We start from the raw sequence: 13,242 nt of genomic DNA, 5'->3' as shown, positions 1-13,242 counted from the left end.
CCTTGGCGGCTGATTTTCCTGCAGAAAGGCCTATGGCCGCAGAACAAGACGACCGGACCCGCTGGGCAGAAGACCGCACGATCATGGCGAATGAGCGGACCTTTGCCGGATGGCTCCGCACCGGGCTGGCGGCGGTGGGCCTCGGCGTCGGGTTCAACGCCCTGTTCAGGGCCACAGACCCGACCTGGGTGGCCAAAGCGATCGCCACGATCTTCATCCTCACGGGCATTTTCATCTTCTGGGGTGCCCAGCACGAGGCAACCAACGTGCTCAAGCGCCTGAACAGCCATTGCGCCGACCCAACCTCACCGCGCCGCATGCAGGTGATGTCAGCATTGTTCTCCGTCGCAGCGGCCCTGCTCGTCGTCGCAATCTGGATCATGAATGGATATTCGGGCGGCGCGTGAGCCCTCTCATTGTTGCGGGATCAAAAGCCGTCTAGGTTCGTGCCGATTGTCACAACAAAGATTGGGGAGCGTCATGACCGCCTATACAAAAATGCTTTTTGCCGCAGGCGTCATCATGGCCCTCGGTGCGTGTTCACCGGGCGACCAGGCCGACAGCACACTGACGGCTACGGAAACCCCGGCAGCGGAACAGGCCGAAGCTGCGACGCTGACAGAAACACCGGCAGTCGCTGTTGAGGCTGATCCGATGGCCGCGGCCCTCGCGCATCCTGATCGCCCGGCCGAAGAACGGACGCGCGACGCAAGCCGCCTCCCCGCCGAAACGCTGGACTTTGCAGGGCTGGAGCCCGGCATGACGGTCCTCGAAATGGAAGCGGGTGGCGGCTATTTCACGGAAATCATCGCCCGCGTCATCGGCGCGGATGGCACGCTCTACATGCAAAATCCGCCAGCTTTTGATGGCTTTTTGGGCGACAGCCTGACGGTCCGACTCGGCGACGACCGCCTGCCAAATGTCTCGGTACTGAGAACCAATTTCGATGACCTTCAGGTGGAAGACGGCAGCATTGACCTCATCACTTGGATACAGGGACCGCATGAGCTGTGGTTTGCGCCGAACGGCCAGAACCTTGGCGATCCTGCCGGGGCATTCGCAGAGATTACCCGCGTTCTGAAACCGGGCGGTCGCCTTCTGCTCGTTGACCACCGCGCTGCCGATGGCGCCGGGACCGAGGCCGGGGCGACCTTGCACCGGATTGAAGCGTCGATCGTCGAGGACATGGCGATCACTGCCGGCCTGACGAAAACCGCAGAGTCCGACATCCTCAGCCGTGAAGATGATCCGTTGACGGCCAATGTCTTTGACGAAGCCATTCGCGGCAAGACCGACCAGTTCGTCCTGCTTTTCACCAAATAGGTTGACGTCAAATATACCCTGTTCAGGGTATTAACGAGGCAGCACGCCCATGGTCTCCTGCTCCCCGTTCAGGGGAGGATTGCGGATGCATTTCGCAATCCATGAGTAGGAGTGACATCATGATATATCCATTGGCCCTGGTGGCTGGCGCAGGCTTCTTTTTGTTGGGGGCCTCGCAGGCCGCCGTCGTCACGACAGGCGTTAATCTCGTCGTTAACGGCGATGCCGAAACCGGTACGATTGATGGCTGGATCGGTAACGCCACGGTCATTTCATCGGCGCCTGAGGTTTACGAGGGCAGCTACAGTTTTGGCAGCGGCACAGGACCCGCAACCGAAACACTGGAACAGACGATCGATCTGAGTGATCTGCTGGCACTGATTTCGACGGGCACGGCCCAATATAACCTGTCCGCCCAATTGCAGAACCGGTCCGCAAGCGGCGTTCTGGACAGTGCGCGGCTCAGCCTGCAATTCTTTGACGTGGCCGATGCGCAGATTGGCAGCACAGTGACGCTGACCGATCCGACATCAACGCCTTATGCCTTCAGCCTGGAGACGGCGAGCGACCTTATTCCCGCAACGGCGCAATATGCGGTCCTTCGGCTGGTCTTCAATCGGACCGGGTTCAGTTCGACAGACGCCTATGCCGACGATATCAGCTTCAGCATCGTCGACACATCCGAGGTGCCCGTTCCGGGGGCCATGGTCCTCATGCTGACGGCTCTGACGGGCGGCACAATCGCGCGTCGCGCGAAGAAGGCCCGATAGTCTGACGGGGCGCTGAGCGCCCTGTCACGCCTTGGCCGCCATCACCGGCTGGCGAAGAATGGTCTTGAGCTTCTCGGGTGCCGACTTGCGGGGGTCGGACAGGTAGATCTCATGATGGTGACCATTTTCCACGAGGCCCCGTGCCGGAATAATCTCCCGGTGCAATTGATCGATGATCGGGGCCTCGTCTGCATAGGGACCAATATGCACCATCTGCAGTGAAAGGCCTTCGCTGAAGGCCTCGAACCGCAGTGACTCCGGTGGTGGCGCATCGTGCTTTGCGGCTGTTTTGTCAAAGGCGCGCTCAAAAATCGCGGGCGTTATGAAGTCGGGCTGCATGATCATTAGCGTCCACTGCCATTTATCCCGGTTGCCGTGGCGGTAATCTTCATAATCAACCGCCCACCACAATCCTTCCAGCGGCATCACCACGTAGTCACGGTCAAGCTCGGTCTTGGCGTGGAATTTTGCGGCGTAGCTGATCCCGTAAAGCCACTGGACCGCCTCAAGATAGGCGGGTGCATCACCGGGGCTGCTCTGCCCGTCGACCATGACGAAATTCATGGGCGGCACGTCCACCAGCTCGAACGTTTTCGCCCGCGTCTGGTAGAATGCCTTCAGATCTTTTTTCAGATCGGTCTTGGTCATTGGTCTCTCCCTCTCCCATCATGTCACACAGGGGAAAGGCAGACCATGCCGATCATCAGCCGCGGCGCCAGGTAACGCCTTGCGGGCCATCCTCCAGAATGATGCCTTTCGCCGTCAGCTCATCGCGAATGGCGTCAGCCCGGGCAAAATCCCTGGACTTGCGCGCGTCGAGCCGCTCAGCGATCAGTGCCTCAATATCGTCCGCTGACAGATCACCATCGGCACCGCCCTGGAACCACTCCGCGCTTGAGACGCCAAAAAGACCGAGGAGACGGCCACTCGCGCGAAGCCGCGCGGCCGCAGCCGTGTCCCCGTGGGCGGCACTGTTCCGCAGATCGTGAAGCACGGCGATTGCCTGCGGGGTGTTCAGATCATCCCCCAGCGCTGCGACAAAGCGTTCATCGGGCGCGACCGCATCGTCCACGCCGTCGATGATGCGGTAGAACCCATCAAGCTGGGTGCGGGCGGCGCCAATCAGATCGTCGGACCAATCGAGCGGTTGCCGATAGTGCGCCGACAGCAGCGCAAAGCGCAGCGCTTCACCCGGCCACCGCTCCAGCAGTTCCTGCGGCGTTTCGATATTGCCCACACTTTTGGACATCTTCTCACCCGACAGGCGCAGCATGCCGTTATGGACCCAATAGTTCGCTAACGGAATACCGCCGGTCTCAGCCCCGCAGCAGCTCTGGGCGATCTCGTTTTCGTGGTGCGGAAAGCGCAGATCCTGCCCGCCGAGATGGATGTCGATCGTCTCGCCGAGGACAGAGCGGATCATCGCTGAGCATTCGAGGTGCCAGCCAGGACGTCCCCGGCCCGAGATCGGCCAGTCGGCGGGCACGTCCCAGCCCGGCTCATCATCAGCCGACGGCTTCCAGAGGACGAAATCGGCTGCGTCCCGCTTGTAGGGGGCTACCTCCACCCGCGCGCCCGCAATGATGGCATCGCGATCGAGCCCGGATAAGGCGCCGTACGCCTCAAAGCTGTTCACATCGAACAGGATATGCCCCTGCCCCTCATAGGCATGACCGCGGTCGAGCAGCGCCGAAACCAAGGCCTGCATTCCCTCAATATGCTCGGTCGCGCGCGGTGCCATGTCAGGCCGCTCGCAGCCCAGCGCATCAAGCCCGTCGAGATAGATCTGTGTGGCACGGTCCGTAATGACGCCGATTTCGACCCCCTCATCGCGGGCCGCCTTCATGATCTTGTCGTCAATATCGGTGAAATTGCGGGCGTAGCGCACTTTGTCGCGCCCATAGTGATGACGCATCAGGCGGACCAGGCTGTCCGCGACCACGGCGGCTCGCGCATTGCCAATGTGAGGCGGCGCATAAACCGTTGGTCCACAACAATAAATCGTCACTTCACCTGGCTTTTGCGGGGTGAATTTCTGTTTGCTGCGGCGGTAGCTGTCATATAGGGAAAGGGTCATCATGGCCGCGATTTGCCCCGAACCTGCGGGCGGCGCAACGCAGTCTTGCCGGATTTGCGATTGTCGATGGAACTCCTTGCCTCCATATCGCCTATTCGGTTGCGACCGACCTGGCAGAACAGGTGCACGCGCCAGACCCGATGTTGCGGCGGGGCGATCCCACAACGGAATGATAGGACAGACCTATGAGCGTCATTGCCTACGACAATCCAAAAGCAGCAGCGCTAAAAGGCGCGGCACAGGGCAACAGTGTCACGCCCGAAGAAGCCGAAGCAGCCGTGCGGACCCTCATCAAATGGGCCGGCGACGATCCCACGCGCGAGGGCCTGATCGACACCCCTTCCCGGGTGGCGAAAGCCTTCAAGGAATGGTTCTCCGGGTATACCGAGGACGCCGAGACCGTGTTGTCCCGTACCTTCGAAGAGGTCGAGGGCTATGATGACATCGTCCTGATGAAAAACATTCGGCTCGAAAGCTATTGCGAACACCACATGGCACCGATCATTGGTCGGGCGCATATCGGCTACATGCCGAACGGCAAGGTCGTGGGCATTTCGAAGCTCGCCCGCCTCGTCGACATCTATGGCAAGCGCCTGCAGGTGCAGGAAAAAATGACGGCCCAGATCGCCGATACCCTGACCAAGGTGCTCGATCCCCTCGGCGTGGCGGTGGTCATTGAGGCTGAGCATCAGTGCATGTCGACGCGCGGCGTCCACAAGCACGGTGTCGATACGCTGACGACGCGATTTACGGGCGTCTTCAAGGAAAACCCGGACATGGAAGCGCGCTTTTTCAAGCTGATCGGTCGCTGATGCCCGCCTGTGGCCCTGTACGGGCCACAGGGCTTTCCGCTAGTTCTCCGGCATGACCGATTCCATCGACGAAACCCACGACTTCCGCCCCCGCTTTGGCGCTGACGGCCTGATGCCGGTCATTGCTGTGGATCACGCCAGCGGCGAGGTCCTGATGCTGGCCTACATGAATGAAGAGGCTTTGCGCCTGACCCGTCAGACCGGCGAGGTCCATTACTGGTCCCGGTCACGCCAGGAGATCTGGCACAAGGGAGCAACGTCAGGTCATACGCAGAAGGTGGTTCGTCTTCTGACGGATTGCGATCAGGATACGTTGGTCGCCAGAGTCATCCAGGAAGGCGCGGCCTGTCACACGGGTCGGCAGACCTGTTTCTATCGTCAGGTCCCCGTTGCTCTGCCCGATGGTAAATCGACTTTAACGACGCCAGGTAAACTGACGTTCACGGACTGAGCGTATGACGATCATCTGGGGCGCAGGCTGACTTGCCGAAAGGCGAGCCGCATCCCTGAGGTTGACGATGAACGACGCCGAACAGCCCCTTCTCGCCCGTGAGGTCCGCCTTCAGGCGCGCTTCTGGCAATCGCCCTTCGCGCTCATCGCAGCGATTGTCGTCACCTCACAGATCGCCATCATTGCCTATGGCCACGCGATCGGCCGCGCCGCGCCGTTTGATGTCATGTCCATGCTGACCGTCATCAGCGCCATGTTGCTGGCAGCAGGCATCTGGCCCACCTGGAATTTCCTGCAGGTCGACAGTCGGGCGATTGAACAGCATGCGGGTCTGACCGGACTGAAAGTATCCTGGCGTCAGGTGAAGTCGCTTGTCCCATCAGGTCATGGGGTCGAGCTTGTCTATGTCGTCGATGGCCATAACGGTCCCGTCGTGCGCCGGGCGCAGGTCATGAACCGATATGGTCTTTCTGCGGAGCGCTTCTGTGATGTGATGACCCAGGCGTGGCTGCGGTTTGGTACCCGCCTATTCTAACGCCGGACGAGGGCGCTGAACGCCATGATCCAGAACAAGATCGGCCCCATGACCAGCGCGTAGAACAGCTCCGCCTCCGACAGGCTGCGGATGACGAACACCGCCGTCAGGGTAATGAAGAACGGATCTGCAAACCGTTGGTCCCGCCACCACGTTGCAACAATGCCGTAGACCGCCCGACCATAGACCGACAGCGACACCAGAAGACCGATCAACCCCAGATCGACGATCAGCTGATAGTACAGATTGTGAAACGAGAACGTCTGGGTCATCGTCTGAAATCGCGTGGTCAATTGCAGCGCGGTCCAGTTGTCGACCAGCCAGAAATTCGCCGCCCCCACGCCGAGCCAGGGCGCCTCAGCGATCGCCCGATTGCCGAGTGCCCAGATTTCCGTCCGTTTCGTCAGGGTACGGTCCTTGCCAAAGGCATCGAGCAGGTCATTGACCGGTTCGATGTGATAGACATTGACGAGGATCAGGAGAGCCAGCGCGCCCGTGGCGAGTACGCCCAAGACCAGAGCCGGGCGCAGGCCCCGCACCGACGCAGCTGGGGCCCAGACCAGCGCAAGCAGCCCCGCCACTGGCACCATGACAGCCAAAAGGATGACCGCGGTGGCAGAATTGGACCGGGCCACGAGAAAGAGCGCGAGCGGCAGCAGGATGAGGGCGGTCAACTTCCACAAGCCGCGATAGCCGGGCCGCAACAGAATGGCCGCCCCAGCCAGGGTGAGAAACAGCATCCGCTGGCCCAACACGTTTTTGTGCGCGAACACACCGCTCCACCCCCCAACACCGCCGGACGCATCAATGATGAGGCTCGCCAGTGCCAATCCACCCTGGCTCAGCAGAACCGCCACCGCGATCTGCCTGGGGTCCAGACGGGCAGCGAATAGAGCCGCAAATCCCATGGTCAGGCTCAACAATGCGCCGTGACGGAATGCAGCCATGGGCCGGTCGGCCCAGATCATCGACAGAAAGCAGAACAGCGGCAGCGCCAGAAACCATCGCCCCTGCCACAACACCGGCGCCAATGATCGCCACCGCAGGGCGCCATAGGCAAGCAGCAGCAGCGTCACGAGCGGCCGCACCGGCTGGGCCATCGGAAAGTCGAGCGGCAGCACCACCAGCGCCAGAACCAGCATCATCTCATCGACGACATCGCCGCGGCCCGCCTGCAGGGACGGTGCAGCTCGTGCGCGCAAGGGCGTCGACATGGTGAAATTCGTGGTCATGACCCAAGGCGTGCCGCAAAAATCGCACCAGACAAAGGTCGATCCACGCCACGCGATGACGTTTCTTCATGACAAATCGCGCTATGACCGTTGGCGTGACAGATATATCGCCCTCTTCGCCACCTGCCGGCCTTGGCGCGCGCATTCTCGCCGTCGTCCCTTGCCTCAACGAGGCCGCGATGATCGAGGCGTGCCTGACCTCGCTCATGAACGACGCAAGCGATATCGAGCTGATCGTCATGGATGGTGGCAGCAACGACGGCACGCAGGCCATCGTCATCGCCCTGCAGGACCGCTTTCCGCAGATTATTCTCCGGCATAACCCCAGACGCAGCCAGGCGGCCGCGCTCAACATCGCCGCCGCCGACGAAGCTACATCGCGCGACATTCTGATCCGCTGTGATGCCCATGCGGTCTATCCACCAGGTTTCCTTCTGGCGGTGGCGCAACGCCTGATCGAGACCGAGTGCGACAGCCTCGTGGTACCGATGGATGCCGTGCCGGGCCCATCACCCACGATCATCGGCCGGGCCAACGCCCTGCTCGCGGATACGCGGTTCGGTGCGGGCGGATCCGCCCATCGTGGTGGCCGGCGGTCCGGATTTGTCGATCATGGCCATCATGCAGGCTTTCGGCGCGAGCGGTTCACCGCGCTTGGCGGCTATGACGAGAGCCTCATCGCCAATGAAGACGCAGAATACGATACGCGCCTGCTCGCCGATGGCGGGCGGATCTGGCTCGATGCGGACATCCGTATTCAATACATCCCGCGCCAGTCGCTCCTCGGCCTATGGAAGCAATATTTCCGCTATGGTCAGGGGCGCGCGCTGCATGTCCGTCGCCACCGGCAGCCCCTCAAGCTGCGGCAGTGGATCCCTATTGGTCATACGGCCGCGCTGGTCCTATCACTGGTGGCGGCGCCCCTCTGGCCGCTCACGCTGATCTATCCGGCCACCTATCTTTTGATCCTTGCCCTGTTCGGTCTGTACAAGGCGATTGCGGCGTCAGCGCCTTGTGCCCTGTTGGCACCCGCTGTTCTGGGGACCGAACATCTGGCGTGGGGGCTGGGTTTCCTGCGCGCCAGCCTGAACACCCAGAGGCCCAGATGAGCCGCCTGACCGTTGCCATCTGCACCTATCGCCGCCCCTTCCTCGCAGAGACAATCCTCTCGGTCGACGCTCAGATCGGCGTGCAAATTGACCGTGTGCTGATCGTTGATAATGATGAGACGCCATCAGCCAAGACACTGGTTGAGCAACTGCAGCCGAGTGTTTCCCTGCCCCTCATCTATATCCACGCCCCTGCGCGGAATATCGCCATCGCCCGGAATGCAGCGCTCGATGCCGCCCGGGGCGACCATCTCGCCTTTATTGATGATGACGAGCATGCAGCGCCCGACTGGCTGGCTCATCTGTGCACCGCCCTGACGCCTGGCATCGCGGCCGTTTTCGGTCCGGTGATCGCCACCTATCCCGATGACGCGCCCGCATGGATGAAGTCGCTCTCACCCCACAGTCACATCGTTCCCGCCACCCGGGGGGGGATCATGACCGGCCACACGGCCAGCTGCGTGATCGACATGACCCACCCGGCCTTTTTCGATGCCATCTTCCCGGTGGATCGCGGCGTTCGCCAAAGTGAGGACAGCGCCTTCTTTGAAGAGGCCTATGCCCGCGGGGCGCGATATGTCCGCCTCGATGAGGGGCTTGTCTATGAGCCGGTCCTGCCCGACCGGATGGAAACCGACTGGCTGCTGGCGCGGAAGGCGAGACACGGGCGGGCCTATGGCGTTCGACAGCGTCAGGGGCGCGGCTGGTTTCTCGCTGCCAGATCGGCGGCGAAATGGCTTTATTGCTGGATAGCGGCCCGCCGCTTTGGCGAGCAAACGCCGCAGCACTGGCGATACCAGATCCGCTGCGCCCTTCATAAGGGGATCGTCCGCGGCGCCCTGACAGGCCGGATTCCGCCGGGTAGCGGTTAGTGATCAGTCCTTCGCCCCCATAAGAACCTTCACCTTTGTGCGAAAATGGGTCACAACGCTTGGGTATGGGCAATCTGGGTAAGTGAGGGATCAGCATGTCACGATCACTTGAACGCGCGGTTCGGTTCACCGGACCAGGCGGCGCGATCATGAATATGGTGCTTTTTCTCGGCGTTGTCGGGGTTGTGGGCTATACACTGTCGCCCTGGTCGCCCAATCCGAATGAACTGCTGGTTACCTCGTTCCAGGCCAATCCATGGCTGAACGGTCTGATCCTGTTCGTCCTTTTCATCGGCATCATCTATAATTTCCGGCAGGCCATGGTGATCGAACCGGCGATTCGCTGGGTGTCGGGCTTCCGCAACTCGGTGGACCCGTCGCGCACGCGCCTGCCCCGCCCGCCGACACTGATTGGCGCCATGTCACGCATCCTGCTCGACGCCGATGAGCGCGGAGGCCGTCTGTCGGCTTCCTCATCGCGGGCCATTCTTGATTCCATCGGCACCCGCATTGATGAAGGCCGCGAATTTGGCCGCTATGCTGGCAATCTTCTCGTTTTCCTCGGCCTGCTCGGCACATTCTGGGGCCTCCTGCAAACCGTTACGGAAGTCTCAGGCGTGATTGCAGCGCTTGGCGCAGACACAGGCTCAGACTCGGCGTCGGCCGTCAGCCAGCTGATCAATCGGCTGAATGCGCCGCTCGCCGGCATGAACACGGCCTTCTCGTCCTCGCTCTTCGGTCTCGGCGGCAGCCTCGTGCTTGGCTTCCTCGATATTCAGGCCGGACAGGCCCAGAACCGCTTCTATTCCGACCTCGAAGACTGGCTGTCGGGTATCACCGACAATTCCACGATCATTACAGGCGATGGCAAGTCCGTCAGCCTCGATGGCGGCGACATGCTCGCCAGCCTGCATGCTGCGATCAAGGAGTTGAACGCTGGCAACGCCCAGAACACGCGGGCCCTGCAGAAGGAAATCCGCGATCTGGGTCATATGCTGCTCGAGGGCGAACAGCCCGAGAAACGGCGCTAAGGGGCAAGAGTTCATGGCACGTCGCCGCGCAACGACCCAGGGGGCGAATATCTGGCCCGGCTTTGTCGACGGTCTGTCGACATTGCTGCTGGTGCTGATGTTCGTTCTGTCCATCTTCGTCGTTGCGCAGTTCTATCTCGGCGAGCAGTTGACCCAGAAAGAACAGCTCCTCTCAGAACAGGACAGCGCCATTGCCAGGCTGAAGGACCAGCTCGCAGAACTGGCCAAGGATCTCAGCCTTGCCAAGGCCGACAACGCCAAGCTGTCCGATGAACGCGATCAGCTCATGGTCGATCTGCAGATCCTGCAGGACACGATCGACGAGAAGGATGGCCAGCTTGCGTCGCTCGGGGCCGCCGTTGCCGCGTCCGCCGAAGAGCTGGAAGCCGAGAAAGCATTGAGCGAAGATCAGAAATCAGAGATCGCAACGCTGAACGCCCAGCTGGCCGCCCTGCGGCGCCAGCTCGCCTCGCTGCAGGAAGCGCTGGAGGCCGCCGAAGCCAAAGACCTCGAACAACAGGCCCAGATCGAAAATCTGTCCTCGCGCCTCAATGCTGCCCTCGCCCGCAAGGTGCAGGAACTGGCGGAAGTCCGCTCACGCTTCTTTGAAGCGCTGCGCGATGCCCTCGGCAACCGGACCGATGTCCGCGTGGTGGGTGACCGGTTCGTGTTTGAAAGCGACATCCTGTTTGGTTCATGCTCTGCCACGATCAGCCCGGCTGGCCAGGCCGAGTTGGGCAAACTGGCGAGAGTTCTGTTGGAAATCCAGGGCGAGATACCGTCCGACGTGGCGTGGGTTCTGCGCGTCGATGGCCATGCGGACCAGTCGCCGCTGGGCCCCACCTGCCGGCTGCAGTTTGACAGCAACTGGCACCTGTCAGCTGAGCGTGCCATTTCGGTGGTTCAGTATTTGTCGAGCCAGGGCGTGCCAAACCGGCGCCTCGTGGCCGCGGGCTTTGGCGAGTATCAGCCTCTCGTATCTGGTCGTGATTCAGCCTCGCTGGCCCAGAACCGTCGGATCGAATTCAAGCTGACAGAGCGCTGAGAAAGCGGGCCTAAAGGATAACGAAGGCTTAATAAATCGCCTTCTTATCCTCCGCTTCCCAATCTCCCATATCGTGTATTCCAAGAGGTTCTGTACTTCGCTGCGGCCGCGTCCCCTCCTCTCCCCAAGCGGTCGTGAGCGCTATGATCTCTTGCGGATAGCTGGTGCGCTCTACGACCCCCCTCAGGTAGCGCACAGCAAATAGCGGCCCTGGTCTTCAGCACCGGGGCCGCCTTTTTTTTTGCAATGGAAAAATTTCAGGCTGCCGCGTCGTCCAGCGTCCAGTCGGGACGGGCAAAGTGGCAGGTGTAGCCGTTGGGGTGCTTTTCCAGATAATCCTGATGAAAATCTTCAGCCAGGGTGAACACGCCAGCGGGCGCAATTTCGGTCACCACAGGGCCAGGCCACAGACCGGACTTGTCGACAGCCGCGATGACGCGCTCAGCGGTCTCTTTTTGCTCTTCTGATGTGTACCAGATCGCGCTGCGATACTGCGTCCCGATATCATTACCCTGCCGGTTCTTGGTCGAAGGGTCATGGATCTGGAAGAACCAGTGCAGCAGCTTTTCGTAAGACACTACGGCCGGATCATAAACGATCTCAATCGCCTCAGCATGACCCGTCATGCCCGTCTTCACATCTGTGTAAGTCGGGTCATCAAACGCCCCGCCGGTATAGCCCACGCGTGTCCGGAGGACGCCAGGGACGTTGCGGATCAGATCCTGCATCCCCCAGAAGCAGCCGCCCGCCAGCAGCGCGCGATCAGTCGTTTTTGCATCATCGGTCATTTCATATCTCCTTGATCGGAAGGCTTCGCACCTGCGTAGCGCAAACGGCCGAGCAGGCCGGCAACGGCCTCGCCTGACGGGCCCCATTTGCGGGCCTGCGCCTTCACCTTCTCAAATTGCATCACATTGTCGATCCGCTGATCGAGGAAGTGCCACGTGGCCGAGCGGGGATCGCCCATCTCTCCGTCCCCTTCATCAGCGAACCAGCGGGTCAATGTCGAAAGATAGACGGCACTCAACGTCGCCCGCTTGGTATAGAAATTGGCATCGGTGGAGCGATCGCCAAGGGCCTCCCACATCTGACCGGCACTGCGCCACGCCAATTGGGCACCAAGACCCGCCAGGTGCGGCAGCGCCAGCGTCGCGGCGGCTCGTCTCGCTGCTTCCCGATGATTTTCAAGCTGTTCGATCCGTTGCCGGACCAGCCATTTGATCTTGTCGCGAATTTTCTCAGGGCGCGCGTTCAGACCGACAAACCGCTCCCGCATCAGGCGGTCTTCTTCCGATGCCCAGAAGTCAAGAACGTCCCTGACTCCTTTAGGAAACAATATCTTGACATCACCTCTTGCGACTTCACGTGAGGTATAACCCTCCGACAGAGCGGCCCGGTCAATGGCGGTCCGGGTCCAACCATCAAAGGCGGCTTCAGACAGGATAGCCTCAAGCAGGACCCGCCGGTCATCATCGCGACCGTCATCCTGAGAAGATGATGAATTTAGCGCCGGTATCGGCAATGGAGAATTGGACAGTGTCATTTCTTTCTGATATGCGCCTTTTCTCGCTCCCGTCCAGCCGGATGGCGAGCACTCAGTTTTAAACCTCGAATACGCCCCAGATGGGCTCTACACCAACGGGTCAATAAAGGAGAACGCGTCATCGTTACCATCGTCGTGCGCGACAACAATGTCGAGCAAGCCCTCCGCGCGCTGAAAAAGAAAATGCAGCGCGAAGGGACCTTCCGTGAAATGAAACGCCGCAAGTATTATGAAAAGCCATCTGAGAAGAAGGCTCGTCAGAAAGCTGAGGCCGTTCGCCGTGCGCGGAAGCTGCATCGCAAGAAACTGCAGCGCGAAGGCCTGATCTAGGTCTTACCCACGATTTTCATGACGAATTGCCGCGACCGGGCTTGAATTGCTCGTCGCGGCTTTTTGCGTTGTGGTCTTGCCTTGTGCGCACGGCGCAACACTGCGTTGCGGC

The 13,242-nt window shown here is 60.8% G+C and carries 16 protein-coding genes; 11 read left to right on the top strand and 5 right to left on the bottom strand.

Annotated elements, in window-relative coordinates; translation table 11 throughout:
• The first annotated feature begins 32 nt into the window (after positions 1 to 32).
• From RUI03_RS02535 to RUI03_RS02525, 3 genes are all read left to right on the top strand, one after another.
• The gene (locus RUI03_RS02535; protein ID WP_317288717.1) at positions 33 to 407 is read left to right on the top strand and encodes a DUF202 domain-containing protein; all 375 of its coding nucleotides are present in this window, start codon (positions 33 to 35) and stop codon (positions 405 to 407) included.
• Between the two features lie 73 nt (positions 408 to 480).
• Positions 481 to 1,323: a class I SAM-dependent methyltransferase gene (locus RUI03_RS02530; RefSeq protein ID WP_317288716.1), complete on the top strand. Its 843-nt coding sequence runs from the start codon at positions 481 to 483 to the stop codon at positions 1,321 to 1,323.
• A gap of 119 nt (positions 1,324 to 1,442) precedes the next feature.
• Positions 1,443 to 2,093, top strand: a complete 651-nt coding sequence (locus RUI03_RS02525; RefSeq protein WP_317288715.1) for a hypothetical protein — start codon at positions 1,443 to 1,445, stop codon at positions 2,091 to 2,093.
• A 24-nt stretch (positions 2,094 to 2,117) separates the two neighbouring features.
• Here RUI03_RS02525 and RUI03_RS02520 read toward each other — a convergent pair whose 3' ends face one another.
• Both RUI03_RS02520 and cysS read right to left on the bottom strand, forming a co-directional pair.
• Positions 2,118 to 2,741 (bottom strand): GyrI-like domain-containing protein, encoded by a 624-nt coding sequence (locus RUI03_RS02520; RefSeq protein WP_317288714.1) that lies wholly within the window; start codon positions 2,739 to 2,741, stop codon positions 2,118 to 2,120.
• Positions 2,742 to 2,796: 55 nt separating this feature from the next.
• Positions 2,797 to 4,170: a cysteine--tRNA ligase gene (gene cysS, locus RUI03_RS02515; RefSeq protein ID WP_410795903.1), complete on the bottom strand. Its 1,374-nt coding sequence runs from the start codon at positions 4,168 to 4,170 to the stop codon at positions 2,797 to 2,799.
• A gap of 185 nt (positions 4,171 to 4,355) precedes the next feature.
• Between cysS and folE the strand changes: the two genes are divergently transcribed.
• From folE to RUI03_RS02500, 3 genes are all read left to right on the top strand, one after another.
• The gene (folE, locus tag RUI03_RS02510; protein WP_317288712.1) at positions 4,356 to 4,982 is read left to right on the top strand and encodes a GTP cyclohydrolase I FolE; all 627 of its coding nucleotides are present in this window, start codon (positions 4,356 to 4,358) and stop codon (positions 4,980 to 4,982) included.
• A gap of 52 nt (positions 4,983 to 5,034) precedes the next feature.
• Positions 5,035 to 5,433, top strand: coding sequence for a phosphoribosyl-AMP cyclohydrolase (gene hisI, locus RUI03_RS02505; protein ID WP_317288711.1), 399 nt, complete (start codon positions 5,035 to 5,037; stop codon positions 5,431 to 5,433).
• Between the two features lie 67 nt (positions 5,434 to 5,500).
• Complete coding sequence (locus RUI03_RS02500) at positions 5,501 to 5,968, top strand: hypothetical protein (RefSeq protein ID WP_317288710.1); 468 nt, start codon at positions 5,501 to 5,503, stop codon at positions 5,966 to 5,968.
• Here RUI03_RS02500 and RUI03_RS02495 read toward each other — a convergent pair.
• Positions 5,965 to 7,200: an O-antigen ligase family protein gene (locus RUI03_RS02495; protein ID WP_317288709.1), complete on the bottom strand. Its 1,236-nt coding sequence runs from the start codon at positions 7,198 to 7,200 to the stop codon at positions 5,965 to 5,967. The two genes, RUI03_RS02500 and RUI03_RS02495, sit on opposite strands and share 4 nt — an antisense overlap.
• 68 nt (positions 7,201 to 7,268) lie before the next feature.
• Between RUI03_RS02495 and RUI03_RS02490 the strand changes: the two genes are divergently transcribed.
• The 4 genes from RUI03_RS02490 (at position 7,269) to RUI03_RS02475 (ending at position 11,257) form a co-directional block, all read left to right on the top strand.
• Entirely contained in the window at positions 7,269 to 8,309 is a 1,041-nt protein-coding gene (locus tag RUI03_RS02490) for a glycosyltransferase family 2 protein (RefSeq protein ID WP_317288708.1), read from the top strand.
• Complete coding sequence (locus RUI03_RS02485) at positions 8,306 to 9,181, top strand: glycosyltransferase family 2 protein (protein ID WP_317288707.1); 876 nt, start codon at positions 8,306 to 8,308, stop codon at positions 9,179 to 9,181. The genes RUI03_RS02490 and RUI03_RS02485 overlap by 4 nt, the downstream gene beginning before the upstream one ends.
• A 95-nt stretch (positions 9,182 to 9,276) precedes the next feature.
• Complete coding sequence (locus RUI03_RS02480; RefSeq protein ID WP_317288706.1) at positions 9,277 to 10,212, top strand: hypothetical protein; 936 nt, start codon at positions 9,277 to 9,279, stop codon at positions 10,210 to 10,212.
• Between the two features lie 13 nt (positions 10,213 to 10,225).
• Entirely contained in the window at positions 10,226 to 11,257 is a 1,032-nt protein-coding gene (locus RUI03_RS02475) for a peptidoglycan -binding protein (RefSeq protein WP_317288705.1), read from the top strand.
• Between the two features lie 257 nt (positions 11,258 to 11,514).
• Here RUI03_RS02475 and msrA read toward each other — a convergent pair whose 3' ends face one another.
• Together msrA and RUI03_RS02465 are read right to left on the bottom strand one after the other, a co-directional pair.
• Positions 11,515 to 12,045, bottom strand: coding sequence for a peptide-methionine (S)-S-oxide reductase MsrA (gene msrA / locus RUI03_RS02470; RefSeq protein ID WP_317288704.1), 531 nt, complete (start codon positions 12,043 to 12,045; stop codon positions 11,515 to 11,517).
• Positions 12,042 to 12,800, bottom strand: coding sequence for a COQ9 family protein (locus RUI03_RS02465; protein ID WP_317288703.1), 759 nt, complete (start codon positions 12,798 to 12,800; stop codon positions 12,042 to 12,044). The genes msrA and RUI03_RS02465 overlap by 4 nt, the downstream gene beginning before the upstream one ends.
• A gap of 69 nt (positions 12,801 to 12,869) precedes the next feature.
• Between RUI03_RS02465 and rpsU the strand changes: the two genes are divergently transcribed.
• Positions 12,870 to 13,130: a 30S ribosomal protein S21 gene (rpsU, locus tag RUI03_RS02460; protein WP_410795902.1), complete on the top strand. Its 261-nt coding sequence runs from the start codon at positions 12,870 to 12,872 to the stop codon at positions 13,128 to 13,130.
• Positions 13,131 to 13,242 lie beyond the last annotated feature (112 nt).

This window comes from Parvularcula sp. LCG005 (assembly GCF_032930845.1).
Taxonomy (GTDB): domain Bacteria; phylum Pseudomonadota; class Alphaproteobacteria; order Caulobacterales; family Parvularculaceae; genus Parvularcula.
Note: the sequence above shows the minus strand (reverse complement) of the source record. Positions and strands in the feature narration are given on the sequence as shown.